Genomic DNA, 22941 nt, shown 5'->3' with positions numbered 1-22941 from the left:
GCGCTGCTCCTCCTCATCGCTCGAGCCACGCTCAGCATCGTCGCCAGCGCGGTTCATCGGCGCTTCTCCTCGCCCGCCGGCGCCAACAATCGCTGCGTGAGCCGCTCGAACTCGTCGCCCCAACCGGAGTTGTCCGTGCGCGCCAAGCCGCCCATCTCGACGTTCACGGTACCGGTGCCACCGGCCGCCGGCGCCACGCGGACCCAGATCCGGCGGCGGCGGACCACCAGCGAGACCAGCAGGCCGGCCATCATCGTCATCGCGAAGAACAGCACCCACAACTGGCCCGGGTCGTGGGACACCTGCAGGTTGACGAACGGCGTGGCCCCGTCGAAACGCACCAGGGTCCCTTCCAGACCGGGTGCGTCGAGCCGCACCTGCTCACCGGCCCGCAGGTTCACCCGGTCGACCTTCTGCAACCGGCCCTGCTCGATCAGGCGCGGGTCGAGGCTGAACAGCGACTGCGGCCGGCCGGTATCCAGGCCCGTGTCCCCGCGATAGATGTCGACCGCGACCGCCGGATTGTTCAGCGCTGGATAGCCGCTGGAGAGCAGCTTGCCGTCGAGTTGCTCGGTCGGCGCGAACAATCCCTGGATCGCGATCTGATGCTTGCGCCGCTCGGCGGGGTCGGGGTGGCTGCCGGCCGGCGGATCGATCCGCACGACACCCGAGGACAGCAGGGTCTGCGGATTCTCGGGTCGCCACTGCACGGTCTGGCTGCGCTGCTGGCCATCGGGGAACGTCACGGTGAAGGTCGGCGCGTATCCGTGGCCCTGCAGGTAGACCCGGTCGCCACCGACCCGCAGCGGATGGTTGACCTCGAGCCGGTAGGGCCGCCAATCGCCGGACTGCAGATCGTCGCCCACCTGGTAGTCGATGTTCGCGACAAAGGTCTTGGCCTGCCCATTGGGCAGATAGTGGGCCTGGAAGTCGTTGACCCGCACGCACATCGGGTACAGCGAGGTGCCGTCGACGGAGTTGCCGGCCCGGAAGGTGTCGAACGCCGCCGGTGAGGCCGAGCAGAACCCCGGACCGCCGTCGGCGATCACGATGACGTTGCCCTCGTAGCCGAACAGCTTGCCGACGGCCACCGCGGCCAGCAGCCCGAGTAGGGAGAAATGGAAGACCAGGTTGCCGAACTCGCGCAGATAGCCCTTCTCCGCCGAAATCTCGGTCAGCTCACCGTTGCGGCGAATGTCCTTGCGCCAGCCGCGAAGTCGATGTGCCATCTGTTCGGTCAGGACCTGCGGATCGCCGTCGAGCTGTGCCTTGGCATGCTTGGGCAGCCGGCCCAGATTGCGGGGTGCGGGCACCGGGACGGCCCGCAGGCTGCGCGCATGTTCGATGATCCGCGGGGTCAGGCACCCCACCAGCGAGACGAACAGCAGGACGTAGATCGCGGTGAACCAGAAACTGGAGAACACCTCGAAGAACTGCAGCCGGTCCAGCCACGGCCCGATGACCGGATGCTGCAGCAGGTATTCGTCGACCTTGCCGGCGTTGAGAGCACGCTGGGGCAACAGCGCTCCCGGCACCGCAGCCAGCGCCAGCAGGAACAGCAGAACCAGTGCCGTGCCCATCGACGTCAACGCCCGCCACGTGTTCCGGATCACCGCGAGCAGACGCCGAGGCCCCTTCGCGGAACGGAATTCGGGGTCGTTTCCGTCCACTCGCGGAAGATCGACGGTTTTCAAATCGGCAGCCTCACGTCGTTGACGAACGCGTCGCGGACCCACGAGATGAAGTCGTTCCACAGCCCGGTCACCAGCGCCACGCCGACCAGGATCAGCAGCACACCACCGACCACCTGGATGGTCCGGGTGTGCCGGCGCAGCCAGCCCAACCCTTCGACCGCCCAGGTGGATCCGAAGGCCAGGAGTACGAACGGAATTCCCAGACCCAGGCAATAGGCGATCACCAGTGCGATTCCGCGCGCAACGCTGGCGCCGTCGGTGGCCGACGCCACGGTGATCACCCCGGTCAGCGTGGGCCCCAGGCACGGGGTCCAGCCCAGCGCGAACACCGCGCCGAGCAGCGGTGCGCCGGCGATGCCAGTGAGCAACCGCGGGGCGAACCGGGCCTGGCGCTGCAGGGCCGGTACGAACCCGACGAACACCAGGCCCATCACGATCGTCAACACGCCGCCAACACGTTGCAGCACAACCTGATTGGTGATCAACGAGGTGGTCATCCCGAGCACTGCGATGGTGCCGAGCAGGAAGACGGCCGTGAAGCCCGCGACGAACAGCAGCGCCGACCCCGCGACCCGCAGGCGGGCCTGCCGATGCACCTTCACCGCGCCGGGTTGTTCCTCCACGCCGACGACTCCGGCCAGGTACGACAGGTAACCCGGCACCAGGGGAACCACACACGGCGAGGCGAACGACACCAGCCCGGCGAGCAGGCACACGCCCAGCGCCAGCAGCAGTGGGCCGGTGGCGGCCAGCTCAGCCGTTCCGGTCACTGTCGTTGCCCCGGAGCGGGTTCGGCGGCCAGGCGTTCGACCAGTGGTTGTAGATCCTCGGCGAGCAGCTCACGCAGGAACACCGCGGCCACCCGGTGTTCCCGGTCGAGCACCACGGTCGACGGGATCACCGTGGTGGGGTACTTGCCGCCGAACGCGATCATGGTCCGCATCGCCGGGTCGTAGATCGATGGGAAGGTGATCCCGCGATCCTTGATGAAATCCACGGCGGCGTCGCGGTTGTTGTCGCGCACGTCGATGCCCAGGAAGGCGACCCTCTTCGCTCGGGTCGCCTCGTACACGTCCTGCAGCTGGCCGATCTCGGTGCGGCATGGGCCGCACCACTGACCCCAGACGTTGACGACGACGACCTTGCCGGCGAAGTCGTCGAGGGAGAGGGTCTTGGCGGGATCCATCAGGTCCGGTCCGCTGATCGGCCCGGGCCGGCCGCGGGTCTGCGGCGGATCGTAGAGGATGTCGGTCTTTCCGCCCGGTGCGATGAACTCGAACGTGCCGCCCTGCGCAACGGCGTCATGCCCCGTCGAACAACCCGTGAGCAGGACCGCGGCGGCCGTCACCACCGCGCACGCCAGGGCCCGAACGGTCACAGGTGAGCCGCCGGCTCACGGTAGTCGACGCCGACGAGTTGATCACCGTCGAAGGTCAGGGTGGTCAGCGATGCCAGATTGCATTGCCGCCGGCGCGGGTCGTGGGGCAGCCACTTGCCCTCCATCGAACGGCGCAGCGTCTCGACGGGCAGCTGGTGGCTGACGCACACCGCCTCGCGGCCGTCGGCCAGGTCACGCGCCCGGCGCACCGCCGCCGTCATGCGGGCGGCGATCTCCTTGTACGGCTCGCCCCAGGACGGGGTGAGCGGATTGCGAACCTGCCACCACACCTGCGGGTTCTTCCAGACCCCGTCGCCGGGCGACATCCGCTTGCCCTCGAAATAGTTCGCCGACTCGATCAGCTGGTCATCGGTGCCCAGCACCAGGCCGTGCGCCGCCGCGATGGGCGTGGCCGTCTCCTGCGCCCGCTGCAGCGGAGAGGCGATGACGGCGACGATGTCGTTGTGCGCCAACGCATCCGCAACCGCCTGGGCCTGCGACTGCCCACGTTCGGACAGCCGGTAGCCGGGCAGCCGGCCGTACAGGATGCCCTCCGGGTTGTGCACCTCGCCGTGGCGCATCACGTGGACCCGTGTCAGCGCCACGTCAGGCCTCCGGTTCCGTCGCGGCCGCCGCGGCCCGGGCGGCACCGGGCAATGCGGCGGCAATGTGGTCGAAGGCCTCCTCGGTCAGCGCCGCCGAGACGAACCACGCCTCGTAGGCGCTGCAGGGCGGGTAGACGCCGGCGTCGAGCAGGGCGTGGAAGAACGGCGGGAACCGCCAGGTCTGGCTGGCCCGCGCCGAGGCGAAATCGGTCACCGGATCGTCCCCGAAGAAGACGCTGAACATGTTGCCGGCCCGCTGGATCCGGTGTGCCACACCGGCTTCGGTGAGCGCCTTTTCGAGCAGCGCGGCCAGCCGGTCCGCGTTGGCGTCGAGGGTCGCGTACACGTCATCGTCGGCGGTGCGCAGGGTGGCCAGGCCGGCGGCCATCGCCACCGGGTTCCCCGACAGGGTGCCGGCCTGATACACCGGGCCCAGCGGCGCGAGCCTGCTCATCACGTCCGCGCGTCCGCCGAACGCGGCAGCGGGCAGCCCGCCACTCATCACCTTGCCGAAGGTGAACAGGTCCGCGTCAACGGGATCGATTCCGTACCAACCACTTCGGCTCACCCGGAAGCCGGTCATCACCTCATCGGAGATCAGCAGTGCGCCGTGTGCGGTGGTGATCCGGCGCAGCGCGGCGTTGTAGCCCGGCAGCGGCGGCACGCAGCCCATGTTGCCGGGACTGGCTTCGGTGATGACACAGGCGATCTGATCGCCGTGTTCGGCGAACGCCGCCGCGACGCTGTCGAGGTCGTTGTACGGCAGCACGATGGTGTCGGCGGCGGCCGCGCCCGTCACCCCCGGCGACGACGGCAGACCCAGCGTCGCGACGCCGGACCCGGCGTCGGCCAGCAGGGCATCGCTGTGGCCGTGGTAGCAGCCGGAGAACTTGACGATCTTGGGCCGGCCGGTGAAGCCGCGGGCCAACCGGATGGCACTCATGGTGGCCTCGGTGCCGGAGTTGACCAGGCGCAGCAGCTCGACCGGGGCCACCCGCGCGATGATCTCGGCGGCGAGCTCGGATTCGCACGGCGTCGGTGCCCCGAACGACAGCCCGCGGGCGGCGGCGTTGGCGACGGCGTCCACCACCGCCGGGTGCGCGTGGCCCAGGATCATCGGGCCCCATGAGCACACCAGGTCGACGTAGCGGTTGCCGTCGGCGTCGGTCAGCCAGCAGCCACTGCCGGAGGTGATGAATCGGGGTGTGCCGCCGACGGCGTTGAACGCACGCACCGGAGAGTTCACCCCGCCGGGAATCACCGCGCACGCGTCGGCGAACAGCTTTGCCGACTGTTCGGTGCTGCTCATGGTGACCAGTGTTCCAGCCAGGGTGCTCCGGCCTGAAATCCACCCGTACGGACAACGCTCGGGTTCGAGGTGCGTCCGGCGCCCGAGCCCGCGCGCGGACATTGGAGTACCGGTGCGAAACCCCGTGTTCGTCGAGTTCAGCGCATGGCCGGGGTGGGTGAACATGACCGCCGCGGCGGTCCTCATGGCGTTCTTTGGATGTGGGCACTGATCGCGCGGCTTCGTGGTGCTTCGCACCGGTTTCGTGGCCGCCGTCTGGTGAGCTGGGCCGCGGCCACGTCCACCGGCCCCCTAGGCTTGCCCGGTGCACGACGCGACTCTGGCCACTGCGACGGGAACGGCAGTGCTGACGCTGGGGCTCTCGGCCTACGCGGCGTTGATCCTCATCGGCATCGCCCTGGCGATCTATTACATCCGGCGGCACCGCCACGGCCCGGCGATCACCGCCGCCGCGCTGGTCGCACTGCTGACGGTCGGCGGCCTGGTCGCTGCGATCGTCAGCAGCGTGGCCTGAGCCGTCATTACTTCTCGGTGAGCGCGAACACCGGATGGTCGACGGCCTCCGGGAGGTCCCGGAAATAGCCCTCGACGGCCTTACCCGCCTTGGCCTGATAGGCGGTCAGGATCGCGGCGCGCGCCTCCACAGGCACCTCGGTGGCGTGGTACCGCACGGTTCCGGCGCGGGTGCCGATCACGACGTCGGGTGCCGCACGCACGTTCTTCACCCATTGCGATTCGCCCCGGGTGGATACCAGATAACGGGTGCCGTCCACCACCACGGTGAGCACCGGGATGCGCTGGGCCTGGCCGGTAGAGCGGCGGGTCAACGTCAGTGTCTCGCTACCGGCGAGACCGGTCGCCATCGCCAGCCGGTTGAACACCTTGCTCACGTACCACGGGGGTTTCAGATAGGCCATGCCCACAGTGTGCCCGCCGAGGCCGGCGTTTCGCCCGCAGTGGGTTCGGGCAACCGAACCGGAGTACCGACGAATGGAGGATTGCCATGCGCGCCGAAGAAGGCGACGAGTCGATCGAGGAACTGGCCAAGGACGCTGCCAAGGCCCAGGAAGAGGTCGAGCATGCCACCGATGAGCCCGCGCCCAAGGCCGGGCCGGCTCATCGGAACGACTGACGCGGACTGATGGCCCGCGGCGAGCATCCGCAGCGGACACCGTTCTACGGTGCCTGCCTGCTGGCGGCGGCCTTCCTGTCCTGCTGGCTGGCCGCTTCGGTCTCCGCGACCTGGCTGTCGGTCACGATCTACATCGCGGCGGCCGTGGTGGCTGGAATCGGATTCCTGATGACGTTCCGGGACTATTCGCCGAGCTCTCGACGGCCACGGCACCGCTGAGGTTGGATGAGGACGTGCAAATTCCACAACGAGTGGCCCGGATCAACAGGTACTTCACCAACCCGATCCAGAAACTCTGGGCGGGTTTCGCCCCGACGTTCGGGATCCTCGAGCACGTCGGCCGCAAGTCGGGAAAGACCTATCGAACTCCGCTGACGGTGTTCTCCACCGATGAGGGCCTGGCGATCATGCTCACCTACGGACCCGACCGGGACTGGCTCAAGAACATCACCGCGGCCGGCGGCGGCCGGATGAAGCGCTACGGGCGGACGTTCGCCGTCTCCGATCCGCGGGTGGTCTCCAAAGCCGAAGCGGCACAGCACGTCACCGGGCTGGCTCGGTGGATCTTCCCACGGTTGCCGTTCGACAACGGCGCGGTGCTGCTGCGTCGTGTCTGAACGTCACACCGGAAGGGCCCGCAGTGCCGCCGGCAGGCTGGGCAGGAAGTGCGTGGTCGCGAAGGTCCTGATGTCCTCGACGGTGTCCATTGGCTGCAAGCTCGGCAGGAGCAGCAGCACCATGGCGTAGCGCAGGATGCAGTCGGCCAGCCCCGACACCGCCGGCGCGCCGACCCTGTCGGCGAAGCCGGGCGGGAAGATGACGTACAGGGCGGCAACGATGCGCGTCACGGCCGCAGCGTAGTGCTGATGGGCGAGTTCGAGCGCCAGCGCGGGATCGTCAGTGATCAGCCTGGTGAGAACGCGGTGATCCCGAAAGGTGACGATGGCGGCGGTGAACGCCTCGACGTAGATGTTCGACTGCGGCCCAGCGGCTTTGATGCGCTCGGCGATCGTGACGAACAGGCGCTCGTTCTCCCGGTCGATGACCGCGGACACCAGCTCGTCGCGGCCGGCGAACTTCCGGTAGATCGTGGTGCGGCTGACCTTGGCCCGTCGCGCGACGTCGTCGAGAGCGACACGGCGGAAGCCGTGTCGCTCGAACTCCTGGACCGCTGCGTCGAGGATGACCCCGGTAACGGCGTCGGGCGCTGTCAGACTTATGGCGTGACACCTTCCCTCGCGTAGCCGGTGCGGGCGAACGCGTTGTAGCGCACCGACATCGGCAGCCGGTCCCACACTGCGTTGACGGGGCGCGAGCGCCAGAACGCGGCCAGTCGCCGGTACCGGCGCTCCTGGCGGTCGCTCCACGGCAGACCGAGCATGTCCCGCGCCCGCGGCGGCATTCCACCGGTGGTCAGAAATGCTGCGATCGGATTGAACACGGGCGCAACGAGTTTCCACGCAAGCGGGGATACGGCCTTGGGCTTGGGGAAGCCCTTGGTGACGTAGCCGATACCGTACTGCGCGGTCTTGTGCGGGATCACGACGGAATCCATCATGTGGTCCCAGTACGTCACGAAGTCGGCGTAGGTGTCGGGCACGATCCGGTCGCTGACACCGTAGCGGCGGTACCAGGTCTTGCCCTCCTGCCAGATCTGCTCCTTCTCCGCGTCGGTGAGACGTTTGACGAAGGTGTCGGCGAAGTAGAGCACCTGCTCGACAAAGGTGGCGTGCGCCCAGAAGTAGGTCTCCGGATTGAGCGCGTGGTACTGCGAGCCGTCCGGCATCGCGCCCTTGATGTTGACATGGAAGTCGCGGACCTGCAGGCCGTCGTTGGCGGCTTCCGAGCCGTAGACCGTTCGCATGATCGGCGGGATCGACCGCTTGATCCGGGCGGCGGTATCCGCGAAGAACACCGAGTGGTCCAGCACGCCCTGGCCGAGTTCGGCCAGCATGTTCTGCAGCACCGCGGGCCGCGGCCCGATCAGGTACATGCGGTTGTCGCCGAAGTACCGCCACACCAGTGAGTGCGCATCCAGTGGCGCGGCTTCAGACTTGGTCCCGGATTGGGCGAGCTCCGTCATGGACACAGTGTTACAGATTCTGAACTCTGTACCAAACGGCTGTGGCCGGGGACACTCGAGCGATGCCGAGATCGACGAAATGGAGGCATGAACTCGGGCCTTTTCGCCGATACGTCCGTTTCGGCGGGGTTGGGGCGTCAGTGGAACCCGCGCAGCCGGAGGCTGTTGAGCACCACCAGCACCGACGAGGCGGCCATGGCCGCGCCGGCGATCATCGGGTTCAGCAGGCCGAGGGCGGCCAGCGGGATGGCCGCCACGTTGTAGCCGAACGCCCAGAACAGGTTCTGCTTGATCACCCGCAACGTGCGTGCGGCCAGCCGCAGGGCGGTCGGCACCGCCCGCAGATCGCCTCGCACCAGCGTGACGTCGCCCGCCTCGATGGCGGCGTCGGTGCCGGTGCCCATGGCCATCCCGATATCCGCGGTCGCCAGCGCGACGGAGTCGTTGACCCCGTCGCCCACCATGGCGACCTTGCGGCCCTGCGCCTGAAGTCGTTGCACCACAGCGGCTTTCTCGGTCGGCAGGACACCGGCGATGACGTTGTCGGCGTCGATACCCACTGCGGCGGCGACGCTGTGTGCCACCGCTGCGGAATCGCCGGTCAGCAGCATCGGGGTCACCCCCATCGCGCGCAGTTCGGCCACGGCCGCGGGACTGGTGGCCTTCACGGCGTCCGCCAGACGAATGACACCCTGTGCGCGTCCGTCCCAGATCACCTCGACGGCGGTGCCCGGCAGGACGGCACCGGCGGTCGAGCCCGCCCGGGAGACCTTCACCCGGGTGCCGTCGACCAGGCCCGAGACGCCGACGCCCGGTTCGTTGACGAAATCGCCGACCGGCGCCACCGTGAGCCCGCGCTCGCGCGCCGCGGCAACGATGGCGGTCGCCACCGGATGTTCGGACGCGGACTCCACCGCCGCGGCCCGGGCCAGCAGGGTGTCGTCCGGATCGCCGGTGACGCTCATGGCGCCCGTGGTGACGGTGCCGGTCTTGTCCAGCACGACGGTGTCGATACCGGTGACCGTTTCGAGCACACTCGGGTTCTTGTACAGAATGCCCAGCTGCGCGCCGCGTCCCGTGCCCACCAGGATGGCCGTCGGCGTGGCCAGGCCCAGCGCGCAGGGGCAGGCGATGATCAGTACCGCGACGGCGGCGGTGAACGCGGCGGTCACCGACGGGCCGAACACCAGCCAGGCCACCAGCGTCACCGCGGCGATGCCGAGCACGACGGGCACGAAGACCGCCGACACCCGATCGGCCAACTGCTGGACGGCCGCCTTGCCGTTCTGCGCCTCGGTGACCATCCGGGCCATCCGGGCCAGCTGGGTGTCAGCACCAACGGTGTTGGCACGCAAGAGGATCCGGCCATAGGTGTTCAGCGACCCACCCAGCACGGCGTCGCCGGGGCCGACATCGCGCGGCTCGGACTCGCCCGTCAGCGCCGAGGTGTCCAGGGCGCTGGCCCCGTCGATCACGGTGCCGTCGGTGGCGACCCGTTCGCCGGGGCGCACCACCAGCACGTCGCCGACCACCAGCTCTCCGGCAGGTATCCGGGCCTCGGCCTCGCCGCGCAGCACCGTGGCGTCCTTGGCGGCCAGCGACACCAGGGCCGTCAGGGCCGCGCCGGCGGAACGCTTGGCGCGCGCCTCGGCGTAGCGCCCGGCCAGCAGGAACACCGTGACCGCCGCGGCCGTCTCGAAATAGACGTGCCCACCATGGTGGCCGCTACCGGTCAGCACCACCACGACCGACCACAGATATGCGGCCAGGGTGCCCAGCGACACCAGGGTGTCCATCGTCGACCGGCCGTGCCGGGCACTGCGCAACGCGGCGCGGTGGAACGGATAGCCACCCCAGAACACGATGGGGGTGGTCAACACCAGGGCCAGCCACTCCCAGCCGGGAAAGTGCCACGCCATCACCATCGAGATCGCGACGACCGGGATGCCCAGCGCGGCCGAGCCGACGAGCCGCGCCAACAGGCCGCTGCCCGAATCGTGGTCCATGTGATCGTGCCCGCCGCCCGCCGCGTCGTGTTCGGGGACGGCTTCGGCGTGGTATCCGCAGGATTCGACGGCGGCGACCAGATCGTCGGGGGCCACGTCGGGATCGTGTTCGACGTGCGCCGTCTCGACCGCGAAGTTCACGGTTGCATGCACGCCGGCGAGGTTGTTCAGGGCGTTCTCGATGTGCGCGGCGCAGGAAGCACAGCTCATGCCGCTCAGGCGCAGATCGGTGATGGTTCGGGTGTCGTTCACCCTGGCGACTATACCCCTACGGGGTATGTGTATGGGGTCGCTCCCGGCGGCGGTTGGCCACCCCCAGGACGGCCAGCACACCCGCGACCGTGGCCAGCACCAGCGCCAGGCTGATCAGTGCCGGGTCGTAGAGGATCGATGTGGTGGACGGCTGCCCGTCGGCCACCGGCGCCACCACGGCCTCCGACCGCGCCGCCACCCAGCTCCACACACAACCGGCGGCCGCGACGACCGCCAGGATCAACTGCAACCGCGCACGTACCCGCGCCGTCACGGCCTGGCCTCCACCAGCCTCGTCAGCGCCGCGCGCAGACCGCGGTGGTCCCGGGCCCAGGCCTGCGCGGTGCGCCCGCCCGTCAGCTTCAGGCCGATGCCGGTGCGGCCGCGCGGCACCCCGGTGAGTTCACCGATCGCCCGCGCCGACTGCCACTTCCGGGCCGCCTCCGCTGCTGCGTCGTCCTCGCCGTCGTCCTCCGGTTCCGCCGCGGCGGCCAGCTCCGCCTCGTCGAACCCGGCCCGCTTCATGGCGCGATTGGTCATCGCGTTGGGTTTCATCAGCCCGCGCTCGTAGGACCGCTTGGCCGGCGGCTCGGGGTACAGGGCGACGATCTCGTCGACCAGGATGGTCTCGGTGCCCTCCCGCAGGGCCTCGGGCGTCAACTCCACCGAGGTGTGAATGCGCGCCGCCTTGATCTGCAGCGCCAGGAACGACGACACGAGCAGGAAGAACGCCAGCGGAACCACCCACCGCACCCCGAGCCCGCTGTTGAGCTGGATCAGGAACATCGCCAGACCGGCGGCCGGCCCGGCCAGCAGCCACAGCCAACTGGCGCCGCTTTCGGCGAACAGGATCTCGGGAGTCGGCTCCGGCTCGGTCATCGGTCCACGAACCAATCGTGGGCGGCGGGACGCAGCAGCAGGATCGCCGCGACCATGAGCACCACCATGATGAGCAGCCACGCCAGCCCCCGGCTGAACAGGCTGAACAACGCCAGCAGGACCACCAGGGCGAGTGCCAGTCCGATGGTCGCGCTCCGGAACCGGGCATCGCCGCCACGGGTGCGGCCGGCGACGAACGCCAGCGCGGCGCCGGCCACGGCGAACAGGACGCCCGCGCCCCGGAAGAATGCCGGAAGCGGCGACGACGAGAACACGACCACCAGCCCGGTCGTGATCAATGCCAGTGCTGCAACGACCAGCAGCCAGAAGGCGACCTCGACGACACGCGGACGCGGCGGTGCGGGGGAATCCATGGTCGGGCCAGCCTATCCGGTCACCGGGTGAACCAGGCGTCGGCGTCCTTGCGGTGCAGCAGGAACACCCCGCCGGCGAGCAACACGGTGCCGACGATGCCGGTACCGGCGTAGATCAGCGCACCCGGCGTATCCCGCCGCACGGTCAGCAGCGCGTTGACGGTGTACACGATCGACGCCAGCGCCCCGGCCACCAGGACCGTGCGCGCCCACCGGTACCCGGCGCGCATCAGCACCAGGAACGTCACCACCACCGTCGCCAGCACCACGACGAACACGACGGTGAGCACCACCAGGAATCCCGGCCGCGGGCCCGACACCGCGTCACTGACATAGCCGGCGATCATCAGCGGCAACCCGACCGCCCACAGCCAGACGGCGGTGTCGACGTCCTCGGGACGCGTCGCCGGGCCAGGGGCTCCCGGCGCGCTCACGCCAGCCAGCCGGCGACCTCGGCAGCCCAGTAGGTCAGCACGATGTCCGCGCCGGCCCGCCGGATACAGGTCAGCGATTCCAATACGGCCGCGCGCCGGTCCACCCAGCCGTTGGCGGCCGCGGCACTGATCATCGCGTACTCGCCGGACACCTGATAGGCCGCAACGGGCACCGGGGACACGTCGGCCGCGGCGCGCACCACATCCAGGTAGGCCATTGCGGGCTTGACCATGATCACGTCGGCGCCCTCGGCGATGTCCAGCTCGATCTCGCGCAGCGCCTCCCGGCCGTTGCCGGCCTCCTGCTGGTATGTCCGGCGATCGCCCTCCAGGCTCGACGCGACCGCCTCCCGGAACGGCCCGTAGAACGCCGACGCGAATTTCGCCGCGTAGGCCAGAACGGCGACGTCGGAATACCCGGCGGCATCCAGGCCGTCGCGGATCGCCGCCACCTGACCGTCCATCATGCCGCTGGGCCCCACCAGCTGGGCACCCGACTCTGCTTGTGCCACAGCCAGTTTCACGTACTGAGCGTTGGTCGCGTCATTGTCGACCCGGCCCCGCGAATCGAGTACGCCGCAGTGGCCGTGATCGGTGAACTCGTCCAGACAGGTATCGGCCATCAGCACGCTGGCATCGCCGAGGTCCTTCGACAGATCACGCAGAGCGACGTTCAGGATGCCGTCGGGATCCACGCCCGCCGATCCGCAGGCGTCCTTGTCCTCGTCACGGGGCACCCCGAACAGCATCAGCCCGCCGACCCCAACGGCCACCGCATCGGCGGCGGCGCGGCGCAGCGAGTCCCGGGTGTGCTGGACCACCCCCGGCATCGACGAGATCGGCCGGGGTTGCGAGATGCCGTCGGCGACGAACATCGGCAGCACCAGATGCCTTGGCTCCAAGGATGTTTCGGCAACCAGCCGTCGCATCGCCGCCGTCGAGCGCAGCCTGCGCGGGCGCTGCCGCACGATTAGCGCCTGCGGCTCTTCTTGCGCGGCGGCGGCAGCGCACCCTCGGCGCGCAGCCGGGCGGCGTGCTCGGCCAGCGCCTCGACCAGCGGGCCCACGGCCGCAGTCTCCGGCTGCACATCCACCCGCAGGCCGAATTCCGCTGCGGTCTCGGCGGTCTTGGGGCCGATGCACGCCACGATGGTGCGCGCGTGCGGTTTGCCGGCGATGCCGACCAGGTTGCGCACCGTGGAACTCGAGGTGAAGCAGACGGCGTCGAACCCACCGGTCTTGATCATCTCGCGGGTCTGCGCCGGCGGCGGGGCGGCCCGCACCGTGCGGTAGGCGGTGACGTCCTCGATCTCCCAGCCGCGCTCACGCAGGCCCTCGGCCAGCGTCTCGGTGGCGATGTCGGCGCGGGGCAGCAGCACCCGGTTCACCGGATCGAAAATGTCGTCGTAGGGCGGGAATTCGTCGAGCAGGCCGAGCGAGGACTGCTCACCCGACGGCACCAGTTCCGGGCTGATGCCGAACGCGCGCACCCGATCGGCGGTGGCCTCGCCGACGCAGGCGATCCGGACGCCGGAGAACGCCCGCGCGTCCAGGCCGAACTCCATGAACTTCTCCCACACCGCGCGCACCGCGTTGGTGGACGTGAAGACCACCCACTGGTAGCGCCCGTCGACCAGACCCTTGACCGCCCGCTCCATCTGGGCCGGGCTGCGCGGCGGCTCGACGGCGATGGTGGGCACCTCGATGGGCAGCGCGCCGTGGCTGACCAGTCGGTCGCTCATCTCGCCCGCCTGATCCTTGGTGCGCGGCACCAGCACGGTCCAGCCGTACAGGGCCCGACTCTCCCACCAGTTGAGCTTCGCGCGGTGCGCGACGGTCTTGCCGATGGTGACCACGAGCGGTCCGGTCAGCGGGCCGGCCGGGTCATTGGCGCCGATGGCCGCGCGGTCGCAGAGCTCGGCCAGCGTGGCCTCCACGCTGCGCTGTGCACACGTGGTGCCCTGCGCGGTGACGACGCACGGGGTGGAGTCGTGCAGACCGTGCTCGATGAGGGTGCGCGCCGAGTCGGCCAGGTGCTGCGCGGTGGCGTGCAGGATCAGCGGGCCGGGTGCGGCGGCCAGGGCCGGCCAGTCCACGTCCGGTGAGCGGACGTCGGCCACGGTGTGCGACGAGCCCAACGGCAGGCCGGCGTAGGTCGGGACGGCGGTGGCCGCGGGCAGGCCCGGCAGGATCTCGAAGGCCAGCTGGGTCTTGGACACGGCGTTGACCTCGGCCAGGACCGAGTCGATCGACAGCGGGTCGCCGGCGACCAGCCGGACCACATCGTGGCCCTCCCGCGCCTCATGGGCCAGGATCTTGGCGACCTCGGCCGGGTCGCCGAGGGCGGGCCGGACGTCGGGTCCGAGCGTGACGATCGGCGCGGCGAGCTCTTCGACAGGCCCGGCGCCCGGAGACGCATCGTCGGGGGTGACGGACGCCGGTGCGGGGGCGGGTCCGGCGGCCGGCGGCAACTCGGTACCGACGATGCTCAGGACCTGTTCGGGCACATCGGGGTCGGTGAACACCAACGCGGCGTTGGCCAGCACCGCCCGCGCCCGCGTCGTCAGCAGGCCCGGATCTCCCGGCCCTGACCCGACGAACAGAATGCGCCCCGGCTTCGGCTTACGGCCTCGCATGCTCATCTGCTCACTCCCGCTCTTCCATGAGCTCGCGCGCACCCAACTCGAACAACTCCGCGGCCACCGAGAGCCCCAGCTCTCGAGCCCGACCGGGAGTTCCGATGCCGGACGCGCGGATCACGTCGGATCCGTCCAGCGCCGCCACGCAGCCGCGCAACGACAGTTCGTTGAAGACATGTGAGTCGTCCTCATCGATCGATTCGACCACCTCGGCGATCGCGCCGACCGGTGCGGAACAACCCGCCTCCAGCTCGGCGAGCAGGACACGCTCCGCGGTGACCGCCGATCTGGTGTCAGCGTCGTCGAGCGCCGCCAACAGTTCCACCAGCGCCGTATCACCGGCACGGCACTCGATCGCCAACGCACCCTGAGCCGGTGCCGGCAACATCTGTACCGGCTCCAGCGTCTCGGTGACGACGTCGAGGCGTCCGATGCGGGACAGTCCCGCCCGGGCCACCACGACGGCATCGAGATCACCGCTGCTTACCCTGTTCAACCTGGTGTCCAGGTTGCCTCTTAGGGGGCGGATTTCCAAACCGAGACCCAGTGCTCTAAGCTGTGCCGCCCGCCGCACGGACGATGTTCCGATCACCGAACCAGCCGGCAATTCACCCAGCACCAGGCCGTCGCGGGCAACCAGCGCGTCGCGGGAGTCGGCCCGCACCGGGATGGCCGCGATGGTGAACCGGTCGTCGGCGGCGGTCGGGAGGTCCTTGTAGGAGTGCACCGCAACGTCGGCCCGGCCGTCGGCCACCGCGTCGCGGATCGCGGTGGTGAACACGCCGACGCCGATGTCAGCGATGGGGGCCGACGACCGATCGCCCTCGGTCGAGATGATCACCAGCTCCGCATCGTGGCCCAGCGCCTGCAGGGCATCACGTACGGTGCCGGCCTGGGTGGTGGCCAACAGGCTGCCACGGGTGCCGATCCGGATCACGTTCGCGGGTCTGCCCTACTCTTGCGTCTCGCCGAGGACGTCCGACGGCGCGGCAGGGTCGAATTCCGTTGCCACCAGCGGCAACTCGCCCGCAGCAACGGCATCGACAGCCGTCGGATCCAGTTCGAAGAGCTCCCGCAGCGCCTCGGCGTAGCTGTCGCCGCCGGGTGCGCTGGCCAGTTGCTTGACCCGCACGGTGGGCGCGTGCAGCAATTTGTCGACCACCCGGCGCACGGTGCGCGCCACCTCGTCGCGGTGGACGTCGTCCAGACCGGGCAACCGGTTGTCCAAGCGCAGCAGCTCGGCCTCGACCACGTCGGCGGCGCGCTGACGCAACGCCGTGACCGTCGGGGTGACCTCCGCCATCCGCTGGCCGGTCAGATAGCTGGCCACCTCGGCCGCCACGATCTTGCGGGCCGCGTCGGCGTCGGACGCGGCCGCTCGTGCCGACGGTTCCCGCTGAATGCGGTCCATGTCGATGACGTCCACGCCCGGCAGCCCGGCGACCGCGGGATCCACGTCGCGCGGCATACCCAGATCGCACACCACCAGATCGTCCCGGTCGCGGCGGCGGGCCAGCGCATAGTGCGCATCGGCCAGCGAGACCACCGGGCGCACCGCGCCGGTGCTGCTGACCACGACGTCGGAGGCCGCCAGCGCGATCGCCAGGTGGTCCAGGACCAGCGCCCGGGCCTCGATGCCCTGCTCACGCAGATTGCCGGCGAGGCGCTCCGCGCGCGGCAGCGAGCGGTTGACCACCAGCACCGTGCTGATCCCGGCGCGCATCAGGTGGGCGGCCGAGAGGGCGCCCATCGCGCCGGCGCCGATGACGGCCGCCGTGCGACCGGTCAGGCCGGACAGCCGCTCCGACGCCATGTCGAGGGCCACCGAAACCACGGAGGCGCCGGCCGCGTCGATGCCGGTCTCCGAGTGCACCCGCTTGCCCACCGACAGTGCGCGCTGCGCCAGCTCGTGCAGGATGCGCCCGACGGTGTGATTGGCCTCGGCCGACGCGTAGGCCCGGCGCACCTGCCCGAGCACCTGCTGCTCGCCGACGACCGCGGAGTCCAGGCCCGACGCGACGGCGAACAGATGCTCGACGGCGGCCTCGGCGTAACGCACATAGGCGTACTTCGTCAGATCGCCCATCGGCATGCCGCAGTGTTCGGAGAGCACCTGCCCGATGGTCGAGAGCCCGCCGTGGAAGGCGTCCACGACGGCGTACACCTCGACGCGGTTGCAGGTGGACAGCACCATTGCCTCGGTGACCAGCGGCGATTGCAGCACCTTGGCGACGATCTTGGCCTGATCGGCCTCGTCGGTGGACAGTTGTTCGAGGACGGAAACCGGCGCGCTGCGGTGCGACACCCCGAAGAGCAGGACACTCACAGAGCAATCACCTAGCCGCTCCCTTGCCGCCGCGAAAACTGCCTACAAGGTAGTCGTTTGCCTAGGTGGTCTCCAAATTTTTCGGCGGGTTCGGCGAGCGGCGCAGTTCCGCGAGCACGAGGCCCGCCGACAACGGAATCGGCGGGTTCGGCGAGCGGCGCAGTTCCGCGAGCACGAGGCCCGCCGACGAACTAACCGGGACCCCTCAGATCGCGGCGCAACCGGGGCTCGTCGATCTCCCAGTAGCTGTGTTCGACACCGTCGAGGAGGACCACCGGCAACCGGTCGCCATATTCCGCGCGCAGGGCGGGCCGTCCGGCGGCGGCTTCGGCGTCGACGTCGGTGGTGCTCACGTCGAAGCCGAGCTCACCGGACAACTCGCCGAGGCGCGCGTGGACACGTTCGCAGATGCTGCAGCCCGCACGGGTGAGCACGGTGACGGTCGGTCGGGACACGGGTTTCAGTCTGCACTCAGTAGGGTTGTCAGGCGACAGCGCATGCGGAGAGGGGGTGTCCATCGATGACCGGTAGCGAGACAGAACCGGTGGCCGGGGAGGCCAGCGCCGAACGCGCCGTCGAGGACCTCGCCGAGCACGAAGCCGACCAGGAAGAGGCCGAACCCGCCGAACGGACGGCGCCCCCGGCCGACCTGACCGCCGCGGCGTTCTTCGACGTCGACAACACGATGGTGCACGGCTCGTCGCTGGTCCATTTCGCCCGCGGGCTGGCCGCCCGCAAGTACTTCACCTACCGCGACGTGATGGGGTTCGTCTACGCGCAGGCCAAGTTCCAGCTGACCGGCCGGGAGAACAGCGACGACGTGGCCGAGGGCAAGCAGAAGGCGCTGTCCTTCATCGAGGGTCGCCCGACCTCGGAACTGGAGGCGCTCGGCGAGGAGATCTACGACGAGTACATCGCCGACAAGATCTGGCCCGGCACGCGTGACCTGGCCCAGATGCATCTGGATGCCGGCCAGCAGGTCTGGCTGGTGACGGCGACGCCCTACGAGCTGGCGGCCACCATCGCCCGCCGGCTCGGCCTGACGGGCGCGCTGGGGACGGTCGCCGAATCGGTCGACGGGGTCTTCACCGGGCGACTGGTCGGCGAGATCCTGCACGGGGCGGGCAAGGCCCACGCCGTTCGGGCGCTGGCCATCCGGGAAGGGCTGAACCTGCGCCGCTGCACCGCCTACTCCGACTCGTACAACGATCTGCCGATGCTCACCCTGGTGGGCACCGCGGTGGCGATCAACCCCGACGCCGATCTGCGCGACGTGGCCCGCGAGCGCGGCTGGGAGATCCGGGATTTCCGGACCGTGCGCAAGGCCGCGCGGATCGGGGTGCCCTCGGCGCTGGCGCTGGGCGCCGCGGGCGGAGCGCTGGCCGCCGTCGCGTCCCGGCGGAAGTAGAACACCCGCGCCGTCGACTAGGCTGACAAGCGCTATGGCCATCGCTGAAGAGATCATCGGAACGCATTACCGCTACCACGACCGCTTCGTGGTCGGCCGGGAGAAGATCCGGGAGTTCGCCGCCGCGGTCAAGGACGACCACCCGGCCCACCGTGACGCGGCCGAGGCCAACGAACTCGGCTACGACAGTGTGCTGGCACCTCTGACGTTCATCGCCGTGGCCGGCCGGCGCGTGCAGCTGGAGATGTTCAAGCGCTTCGACGTGGGTATCAACATCGCCCGCGTCATCCACCGCGACCAGAAGCTCACCTTCCACCGTCCGCTGGTGGCCGGTGACGAGCTCTATTTCGACTCCTACCTCGATAGCGTCGTCGAGTCGCACGGCGCGGTGATCACCGAGATCCGCGCCGAGGTCACCGATGCCAACGGCGAGCCCGTCATCACCAGCGTGGTCACCATGTTCGGCGAGGCCTCCAGTGATGAGGAGACCAATGAGCAGATCGCGGCCATCGCGGCCCGGGCGATGGGCAACTGAGCCAACACCCCAACCACGCCGAGACGTCCGTTTCGGCGTGAAAGTGCGAGAGTCTCGCGCCTTTTCGTCGATCTCGGCGCAGAACGGTCAGTCGAAGAACATGTTGCGACGGCCGGCCAGCAGGCGGTAGAGCGTCTGCTGGATGGTCTCGCGCACCTGGTCGGTCAACTCGAAGGTGACCATCGGGTCATCGGCCGCCGCCGCGTCGTAGCCGGTGGTGTCGATGGGCGTCCCGAACTCGATGTGCCACTTCGACGGCAACGGCACCATGCCGAGCGGACCGGCCAGCGGGAAGAGCGGGGTGACCGGGAAGTACGGCAGGCCCATCAGCCTGGCCAGCAGCTTCACGTCGGCGATCATCGGGTAGATCTCCTCGGAGCCGACGATCGAGCACGGCACGATGGGAGCCTGGGTGCGCAGGGCCGCCGAGACGAATCCACCGCGGCCGAAGCGCTGCAGCTTGTAGCGGTCCCGGAAGTGCTTGCCGAGGCCCTTGTAGCCCTCGGGGAAGACGGCCGTCAGTTCGCCGTCGGCCAGCAGTCGGTGTGCGTCCTCGGTGCAGGCCATCGTGTGACCCGCCTTGCGGGCGGCCTGCCCGACCATCGGCATGTCGAACACCAGATCGGCGGCCAGTAGCCGCAGGTCGCGGTTGGTCGGATGATGGTCGTGCACGGCCACCGAGGTCATCAGGCCGTCGAACGGGAGCACGCCGGCGTGGTTGGCGACGATCAGCGCGGCCCCGTCGACGGGCAGGTTCTCGATCCCGCTGACCTCCACCCTGAACCAGTTGCGGAACAGGGTCCGCAGGATCGGCAGGAACACCGCGTTGTTGAGATCGGGATCGAAGCCGAACTCGTCGACGATGTAGTCGCCCGTGAGTCGTTTGCGCAGGAACTCCGAGATCGCGCTGACGCGCTGCGCCAGCTCGTTGGGTTCATCGTTCTCGGTGAACGGCGCGCCGCGGTGCTGGTCGAACTCGTGCACGACGGCGGAGACCTGCTCATCGGTGAGCGCGGTGTCGGCGTCGGTGAACAACGACGGATGTCGGCGCGCCGCCGCGGCGCGCTCCCCGGCACGCCGTGCCGCTGCGGACGAATTTCCGTGCAGCGGAATGACTTTCGCCTTGGACTCACCCGTCACGAGTTGTCACCCCCTCTCCCGAATCAGCCGTTGACCAGACCGTGATCGTTATCCCCATTGCTGCGCCAATGCTGTCGCGCGACGCTCCAGAGAGCGTACCCACCGTGGATCGATGATCGGCGTCAGACCACGGCCGCGCACGTAGTCGTCGAAGGCCTCCATGGTGGTCCATTTCGGCTCGAATCCCAACTCGGTGCGCATCCGCGTGGTGTCCATCACGCGGCCGAAGCTCATGTAGTCGAGGCTGTCGTTGCTCGCGTCGCGCCCCCGCCCGCCCAGCATCGAGTCCAGCGCCCGCACACCCACCCGGGGCAGCGGCAGGCTCACCCGGCCCGAACGGCGGATCGCCTGGGACATCATGATGACGCCGCGAGCACCGATGTTGAAGGTGCCCGGCCGGGCCGCCAGCGTCGCACGCTCCAGGGCGCTGAGGGCGTCCTGCTCGTGCAGCAGCTGCAGACGGGCGTCCCGGCCGAAGACCGTGGGCACCACGGGCCCGGCCAGATAGCGCGACAGCGCGGTGTCCATCGCCGGCCCGATCATGTTCGCCAGCCGCAGGATGGTCACGGTGATGTCCTGCCGGCGGCGGCCCAGTCCACGGACGTATCCCTCGATGTCGGTGCTGTCGCGGCCGAACCCGTCGCGCAGCGGCCGGCGCGCACCGCCGGCCTCGGTGAACATCACCGGATCGAACTGGTTGGAGCCGTACACCTCGGACGTCGACTTCAGCACCACCCGGCGCACCGTCGGAGCGTTCTGGCAGGCCGCGAAGAGCTGCATCGCGCCCATCACATTGAGTTCCTTGAGCGTGGCCCGCCCACCGGACTGCGGAGCGTACGACGCTGCCGCCGCATGCACCACGGTGTCGATGTCGTTGCCACGAATCACCTTGGCGATGAACGGGTTTCGGATATCGGCCCGGACAAACTCCGCCCGGCCCATCCGGCGCTTCAGGTCCTTGCTGGGCGTCACCGCGTCGACGGCGATCACCCGGTCGATCGACGTGTTCTGCGCCAGCCGGGCGGTCAGATACCCGCCGAGGAACCTGCACGCTCCGGTGACGAGGACCACTTTCGGCGGCGGGGTCTCGTCGCGGCCGAATTCCATCCCGTCAGGCTACCGGCCGGAACCCCGCGACGCGGTTCGGGCGCGAAACCAAAAGGAAACGCTCAGGTTCGGCGGCACGCGGTGCGGAATCGTGAGCGCAACCGCAGTTGGGCAACTGAAGCCGAGGAGATCGGGTTACTTACCGAGTTTTCTGCGTTGCACCCGAGTGCGGCGAAGCAGCTTGCGGTGCTTCTTCTTCGACATGCGCTTGCGCCGCTTCTTGATGACTGAACCCATGAACTCGCTGCCTACCTAGCACTGTGACGTCCGCGCGCGGGTGGGCGGACACGACTTGACCTGGTCACCTTACCGAAGGAGCGCGCCCAACCGAAAACCGCACCGCTCGCCGGACCCGGCGGGGTCAGCCGGCGTCGAAGTAGGACGACTCCAGCAGGTCGTGGACCGCCTTGGCGTGCACACGGAAGGAACGCCCGACCCGTACCGCGGGAAGCTCCCCGTTGTGGACGAGCCGGTAGACGGTCATCTTGCTGACCCGCATCAGGGCCGCGACCTCGGCGACGGTGAGGAACTGCGCCTTCGCGACCGGTTGGTCCGAACCTGTTCCACTGTCCTTCTTCGCGCCGGCCGAGTCCCGCGCCGAAGGCCCGTTCATAGACGTCATCGCAACCCAATCAATCGGGCACGGCCAGTTCCAGCGGCTTCCCCTCCGCTGGCACGAACGCGTGCTTACACGAGGAGAATAGCGTTGCGGATGGGGTTAATGCGACGGGTGTTGGGTAATCCGTTGAAACTTCCTGAATTACTCTGATGTGATTCCGAGCTGCTCAGAGCGGGTTTTCGCCGCCTCGACCGCGGCCGCCGCCGCCGCCCGCAAACCCCCACGCTCGAGTTCGCGAAGGCCAGCGGCGGTGGTGCCGCCCGGGGACGTCACGGTCGCCCGGAGCTGCGCGGGCGAGGTGTCCACACCCACCCCGGTAGCGGCGTCGGCGGCCCGCTTGCGGGTCTCCTCCATCCGCTCCAGCAACATCGCCGCCGAACCGGCCATTGTCTGCGCCACGAGTTCGGTGGCCACCGTGCGGGTCAGGCCGGCCGCCACCCCAGCGTCGACAAGTGCTTCAACCATCAAAAAAAAGTAAGCGGGTCCGGAGCCCGACACCGCGGTCACCGTGTCCATCTGCGCCTCGGTGACCGTGAGCACGCCGCCGACGGCGTTGAACAGCTCGGACACCGCCCGCAGCTGCTCGGCGCTGGCGAACCGGCCGGGCGCCAGCGCACTCACGCCGGCACCCACCAGCGCGGGCGCGTTCGGCATGACCCGGATCACCGGGGCGCCCGCGGGCAACTTGTTCTCGTAGAAGGCCGTCGTCACACCGGCGGCGATGGTCACGAACACCTGCTCGGCACTGCCCGACTCGGCCTTGGCCGCCGCTTCGGCGACGTCGCCGATCACCAGGTCGACATCGGTCGGCTTGACCGCCACGATCACGTACGTCGCGTGCTCGACCGCGTCGAGCACGGACGTGACCAGCACCGAGTACGTGTCCGCGAGGTATTTGCCGCGCTCCGGCTGCTTCTCGGCGACCACCAGGTCCTTGACCTGCCGGCCGGACCTCAACAGTCCCGCCAGGAGGGCCTCGCCCATGCTTCCGCCGCCGATGATCGCGATTCTGGCCATGTCGG

Annotated in this window: 29 protein-coding genes; 6 read left to right on the top strand and 23 right to left on the bottom strand. The window is 69.3% G+C overall.

What is annotated here, in order from left to right:
* Nucleotides 1-53 precede the first annotated feature (53 nt).
* From resB to hemL, 5 genes are all read right to left on the bottom strand, one after another.
* Nucleotides 54-1580, bottom strand: coding sequence for a cytochrome c biogenesis protein ResB (gene resB, locus U0R18_RS12550; RefSeq protein ID WP_526369505.1), 1527 nt, complete (start codon nucleotides 1578-1580; stop codon nucleotides 54-56).
* Between the two features lie 110 nt (nucleotides 1581-1690).
* Complete coding sequence (locus U0R18_RS12545) at nucleotides 1691-2464, bottom strand: cytochrome c biogenesis CcdA family protein (protein ID WP_526368751.1); 774 nt, start codon at nucleotides 2462-2464, stop codon at nucleotides 1691-1693.
* Nucleotides 2461-3072, bottom strand: coding sequence for a TlpA disulfide reductase family protein (locus tag U0R18_RS12540; protein ID WP_526368748.1), 612 nt, complete (start codon nucleotides 3070-3072; stop codon nucleotides 2461-2463). The genes U0R18_RS12545 and U0R18_RS12540 overlap by 4 nt, the downstream gene beginning before the upstream one ends.
* Nucleotides 3069-3653, bottom strand: a complete 585-nt coding sequence (locus tag U0R18_RS12535; protein WP_526369503.1) for a histidine phosphatase family protein — start codon at nucleotides 3651-3653, stop codon at nucleotides 3069-3071. Before U0R18_RS12535 ends, U0R18_RS12540 begins: the two co-directional genes overlap by 4 nt.
* A 25-nt stretch (nucleotides 3654-3678) precedes the next feature.
* Nucleotides 3679-4986, bottom strand: a complete 1308-nt coding sequence (hemL, locus tag U0R18_RS12530) for a glutamate-1-semialdehyde 2,1-aminomutase (protein WP_526368747.1) — start codon at nucleotides 4984-4986, stop codon at nucleotides 3679-3681.
* Between the two features lie 304 nt (nucleotides 4987-5290).
* On the opposite strand from hemL, the gene U0R18_RS12525 reads away from it, so the two are divergent.
* Nucleotides 5291-5500 (top strand): hypothetical protein, encoded by a 210-nt coding sequence (locus tag U0R18_RS12525; protein ID WP_526368745.1) that lies wholly within the window; start codon nucleotides 5291-5293, stop codon nucleotides 5498-5500.
* A 7-nt stretch (nucleotides 5501-5507) separates the two neighbouring features.
* Here U0R18_RS12525 and U0R18_RS12520 read toward each other — a convergent pair whose 3' ends face one another.
* The gene (locus tag U0R18_RS12520; protein WP_526368743.1) at nucleotides 5508-5903 is read right to left on the bottom strand and encodes a nitroreductase/quinone reductase family protein; all 396 of its coding nucleotides are present in this window, start codon (nucleotides 5901-5903) and stop codon (nucleotides 5508-5510) included.
* Nucleotides 5904-5989: 86 nt separating this feature from the next.
* Between U0R18_RS12520 and U0R18_RS12515 the strand changes: the two genes are divergently transcribed.
* From U0R18_RS12515 to U0R18_RS12505, 3 genes are read left to right on the top strand one after another with little or no spacing between them, the layout of a single operon-like run.
* Nucleotides 5990-6118 carry a hypothetical protein gene (locus U0R18_RS12515; protein WP_526368741.1) on the top strand — a complete coding sequence of 43 codons (129 nt, stop codon included), beginning with the start codon at nucleotides 5990-5992 and terminating at the stop codon, nucleotides 6116-6118.
* Nucleotides 6119-6127: 9 nt separating this feature from the next.
* A complete protein-coding gene (locus U0R18_RS12510) occupies nucleotides 6128-6337 on the top strand; it encodes a hypothetical protein (protein WP_526368739.1) in 210 nt (69 codons plus the stop codon).
* 14 nt (nucleotides 6338-6351) lie between these two features.
* Nucleotides 6352-6735: a nitroreductase family deazaflavin-dependent oxidoreductase gene (locus U0R18_RS12505; RefSeq protein WP_526368737.1), complete on the top strand. Its 384-nt coding sequence runs from the start codon at nucleotides 6352-6354 to the stop codon at nucleotides 6733-6735.
* A gap of 3 nt (nucleotides 6736-6738) precedes the next feature.
* On the opposite strand, the gene U0R18_RS12500 is transcribed toward U0R18_RS12505, so the two are convergent.
* From U0R18_RS12500 to U0R18_RS12445, 12 genes are all read right to left on the bottom strand, one after another.
* Nucleotides 6739-7332, bottom strand: a complete 594-nt coding sequence (locus U0R18_RS12500; protein WP_526369501.1) for a TetR/AcrR family transcriptional regulator — start codon at nucleotides 7330-7332, stop codon at nucleotides 6739-6741.
* A gap of 2 nt (nucleotides 7333-7334) precedes the next feature.
* Complete coding sequence (locus U0R18_RS12495; RefSeq protein WP_526368735.1) at nucleotides 7335-8201, bottom strand: oxygenase MpaB family protein; 867 nt, start codon at nucleotides 8199-8201, stop codon at nucleotides 7335-7337.
* 137 nt (nucleotides 8202-8338) lie between these two features.
* Nucleotides 8339-10471, bottom strand: a complete 2133-nt coding sequence (locus U0R18_RS12490; protein ID WP_526369499.1) for a heavy metal translocating P-type ATPase — start codon at nucleotides 10469-10471, stop codon at nucleotides 8339-8341.
* Nucleotides 10472-10475: 4 nt separating this feature from the next.
* Entirely contained in the window at nucleotides 10476-10733 is a 258-nt protein-coding gene (locus U0R18_RS12485; protein ID WP_526368733.1) for a hypothetical protein, read from the bottom strand.
* Entirely contained in the window at nucleotides 10730-11338 is a 609-nt protein-coding gene (gene mce1N, locus U0R18_RS12480; RefSeq protein ID WP_526368731.1) for a transport-regulating membrane protein Mce1N, read from the bottom strand. The genes U0R18_RS12485 and mce1N overlap by 4 nt, the downstream gene beginning before the upstream one ends.
* Entirely contained in the window at nucleotides 11335-11712 is a 378-nt protein-coding gene (locus U0R18_RS12475; protein WP_526368729.1) for a hypothetical protein, read from the bottom strand. Before U0R18_RS12475 ends, mce1N begins: the two co-directional genes overlap by 4 nt.
* A gap of 20 nt (nucleotides 11713-11732) precedes the next feature.
* Entirely contained in the window at nucleotides 11733-12146 is a 414-nt protein-coding gene (locus U0R18_RS12470) for a hypothetical protein (protein ID WP_526368727.1), read from the bottom strand.
* On the bottom strand, nucleotides 12143-13114 hold the full coding sequence (gene hemB, locus U0R18_RS12465) for a porphobilinogen synthase (RefSeq protein WP_526368725.1): 972 nt from the start codon (nucleotides 13112-13114) through the stop codon (nucleotides 12143-12145). The genes U0R18_RS12470 and hemB overlap by 4 nt, the downstream gene beginning before the upstream one ends.
* A gap of 2 nt (nucleotides 13115-13116) precedes the next feature.
* The gene (locus U0R18_RS12460; RefSeq protein WP_526368723.1) at nucleotides 13117-14787 is read right to left on the bottom strand and encodes a bifunctional uroporphyrinogen-III C-methyltransferase/uroporphyrinogen-III synthase; all 1671 of its coding nucleotides are present in this window, start codon (nucleotides 14785-14787) and stop codon (nucleotides 13117-13119) included.
* 4 nt (nucleotides 14788-14791) lie between these two features.
* The gene (gene hemC / locus U0R18_RS12455; RefSeq protein WP_526368721.1) at nucleotides 14792-15721 is read right to left on the bottom strand and encodes a hydroxymethylbilane synthase; all 930 of its coding nucleotides are present in this window, start codon (nucleotides 15719-15721) and stop codon (nucleotides 14792-14794) included.
* Nucleotides 15722-15736: 15 nt separating this feature from the next.
* Nucleotides 15737-17110 carry a glutamyl-tRNA reductase gene (locus U0R18_RS12450; protein ID WP_526368719.1) on the bottom strand — a complete coding sequence of 458 codons (1374 nt, stop codon included), beginning with the start codon at nucleotides 17108-17110 and terminating at the stop codon, nucleotides 15737-15739.
* Between the two features lie 191 nt (nucleotides 17111-17301).
* Nucleotides 17302-17565 carry a glutaredoxin family protein gene (locus tag U0R18_RS12445; protein ID WP_526368717.1) on the bottom strand — a complete coding sequence of 88 codons (264 nt, stop codon included), beginning with the start codon at nucleotides 17563-17565 and terminating at the stop codon, nucleotides 17302-17304.
* Between the two features lie 65 nt (nucleotides 17566-17630).
* On the opposite strand from U0R18_RS12445, the gene U0R18_RS12440 reads away from it, so the two are divergent.
* Both U0R18_RS12440 and U0R18_RS12435 read left to right on the top strand, forming a co-directional pair.
* Nucleotides 17631-18518 (top strand): HAD family hydrolase, encoded by an 888-nt coding sequence (locus U0R18_RS12440; RefSeq protein WP_526368715.1) that lies wholly within the window; start codon nucleotides 17631-17633, stop codon nucleotides 18516-18518.
* Between the two features lie 34 nt (nucleotides 18519-18552).
* Nucleotides 18553-19053 (top strand): FAS1-like dehydratase domain-containing protein, encoded by a 501-nt coding sequence (locus tag U0R18_RS12435; protein ID WP_526368713.1) that lies wholly within the window; start codon nucleotides 18553-18555, stop codon nucleotides 19051-19053.
* Nucleotides 19054-19140: 87 nt separating this feature from the next.
* On the opposite strand, the gene U0R18_RS12430 is transcribed toward U0R18_RS12435, so the two are convergent.
* The 5 genes from U0R18_RS12430 to proC form a co-directional block, all read right to left on the bottom strand.
* On the bottom strand, nucleotides 19141-20193 hold the full coding sequence (locus U0R18_RS12430) for a lysophospholipid acyltransferase family protein (protein WP_526368711.1): 1053 nt from the start codon (nucleotides 20191-20193) through the stop codon (nucleotides 19141-19143).
* Nucleotides 20194-20241: 48 nt separating this feature from the next.
* Nucleotides 20242-21300, bottom strand: coding sequence for an NAD-dependent epimerase/dehydratase family protein (locus U0R18_RS12425; protein WP_526368709.1), 1059 nt, complete (start codon nucleotides 21298-21300; stop codon nucleotides 20242-20244).
* 135 nt (nucleotides 21301-21435) lie between these two features.
* The gene (locus U0R18_RS12420) at nucleotides 21436-21537 is read right to left on the bottom strand and encodes a 30S ribosomal protein bS22 (protein ID WP_003402602.1); all 102 of its coding nucleotides are present in this window, start codon (nucleotides 21535-21537) and stop codon (nucleotides 21436-21438) included.
* A 124-nt stretch (nucleotides 21538-21661) separates the two neighbouring features.
* The gene (locus U0R18_RS12415) at nucleotides 21662-21922 is read right to left on the bottom strand and encodes a helix-turn-helix domain-containing protein (RefSeq protein WP_526368707.1); all 261 of its coding nucleotides are present in this window, start codon (nucleotides 21920-21922) and stop codon (nucleotides 21662-21664) included.
* Between the two features lie 138 nt (nucleotides 21923-22060).
* Entirely contained in the window at nucleotides 22061-22936 is an 876-nt protein-coding gene (gene proC, locus U0R18_RS12410) for a pyrroline-5-carboxylate reductase (protein ID WP_526368705.1), read from the bottom strand.
* Nucleotides 22937-22941: the final 5 nt, after the last annotated feature.

Origin of the sequence: Mycobacterium sp. (assembly GCF_046330795.1) — a bacterium.
In the GTDB taxonomy this organism is placed as follows: Bacteria; Actinomycetota; Actinomycetes; order Mycobacteriales; family Mycobacteriaceae; genus Mycobacterium.
This window is presented reverse-complemented; position numbering and strand designations above follow the sequence as displayed.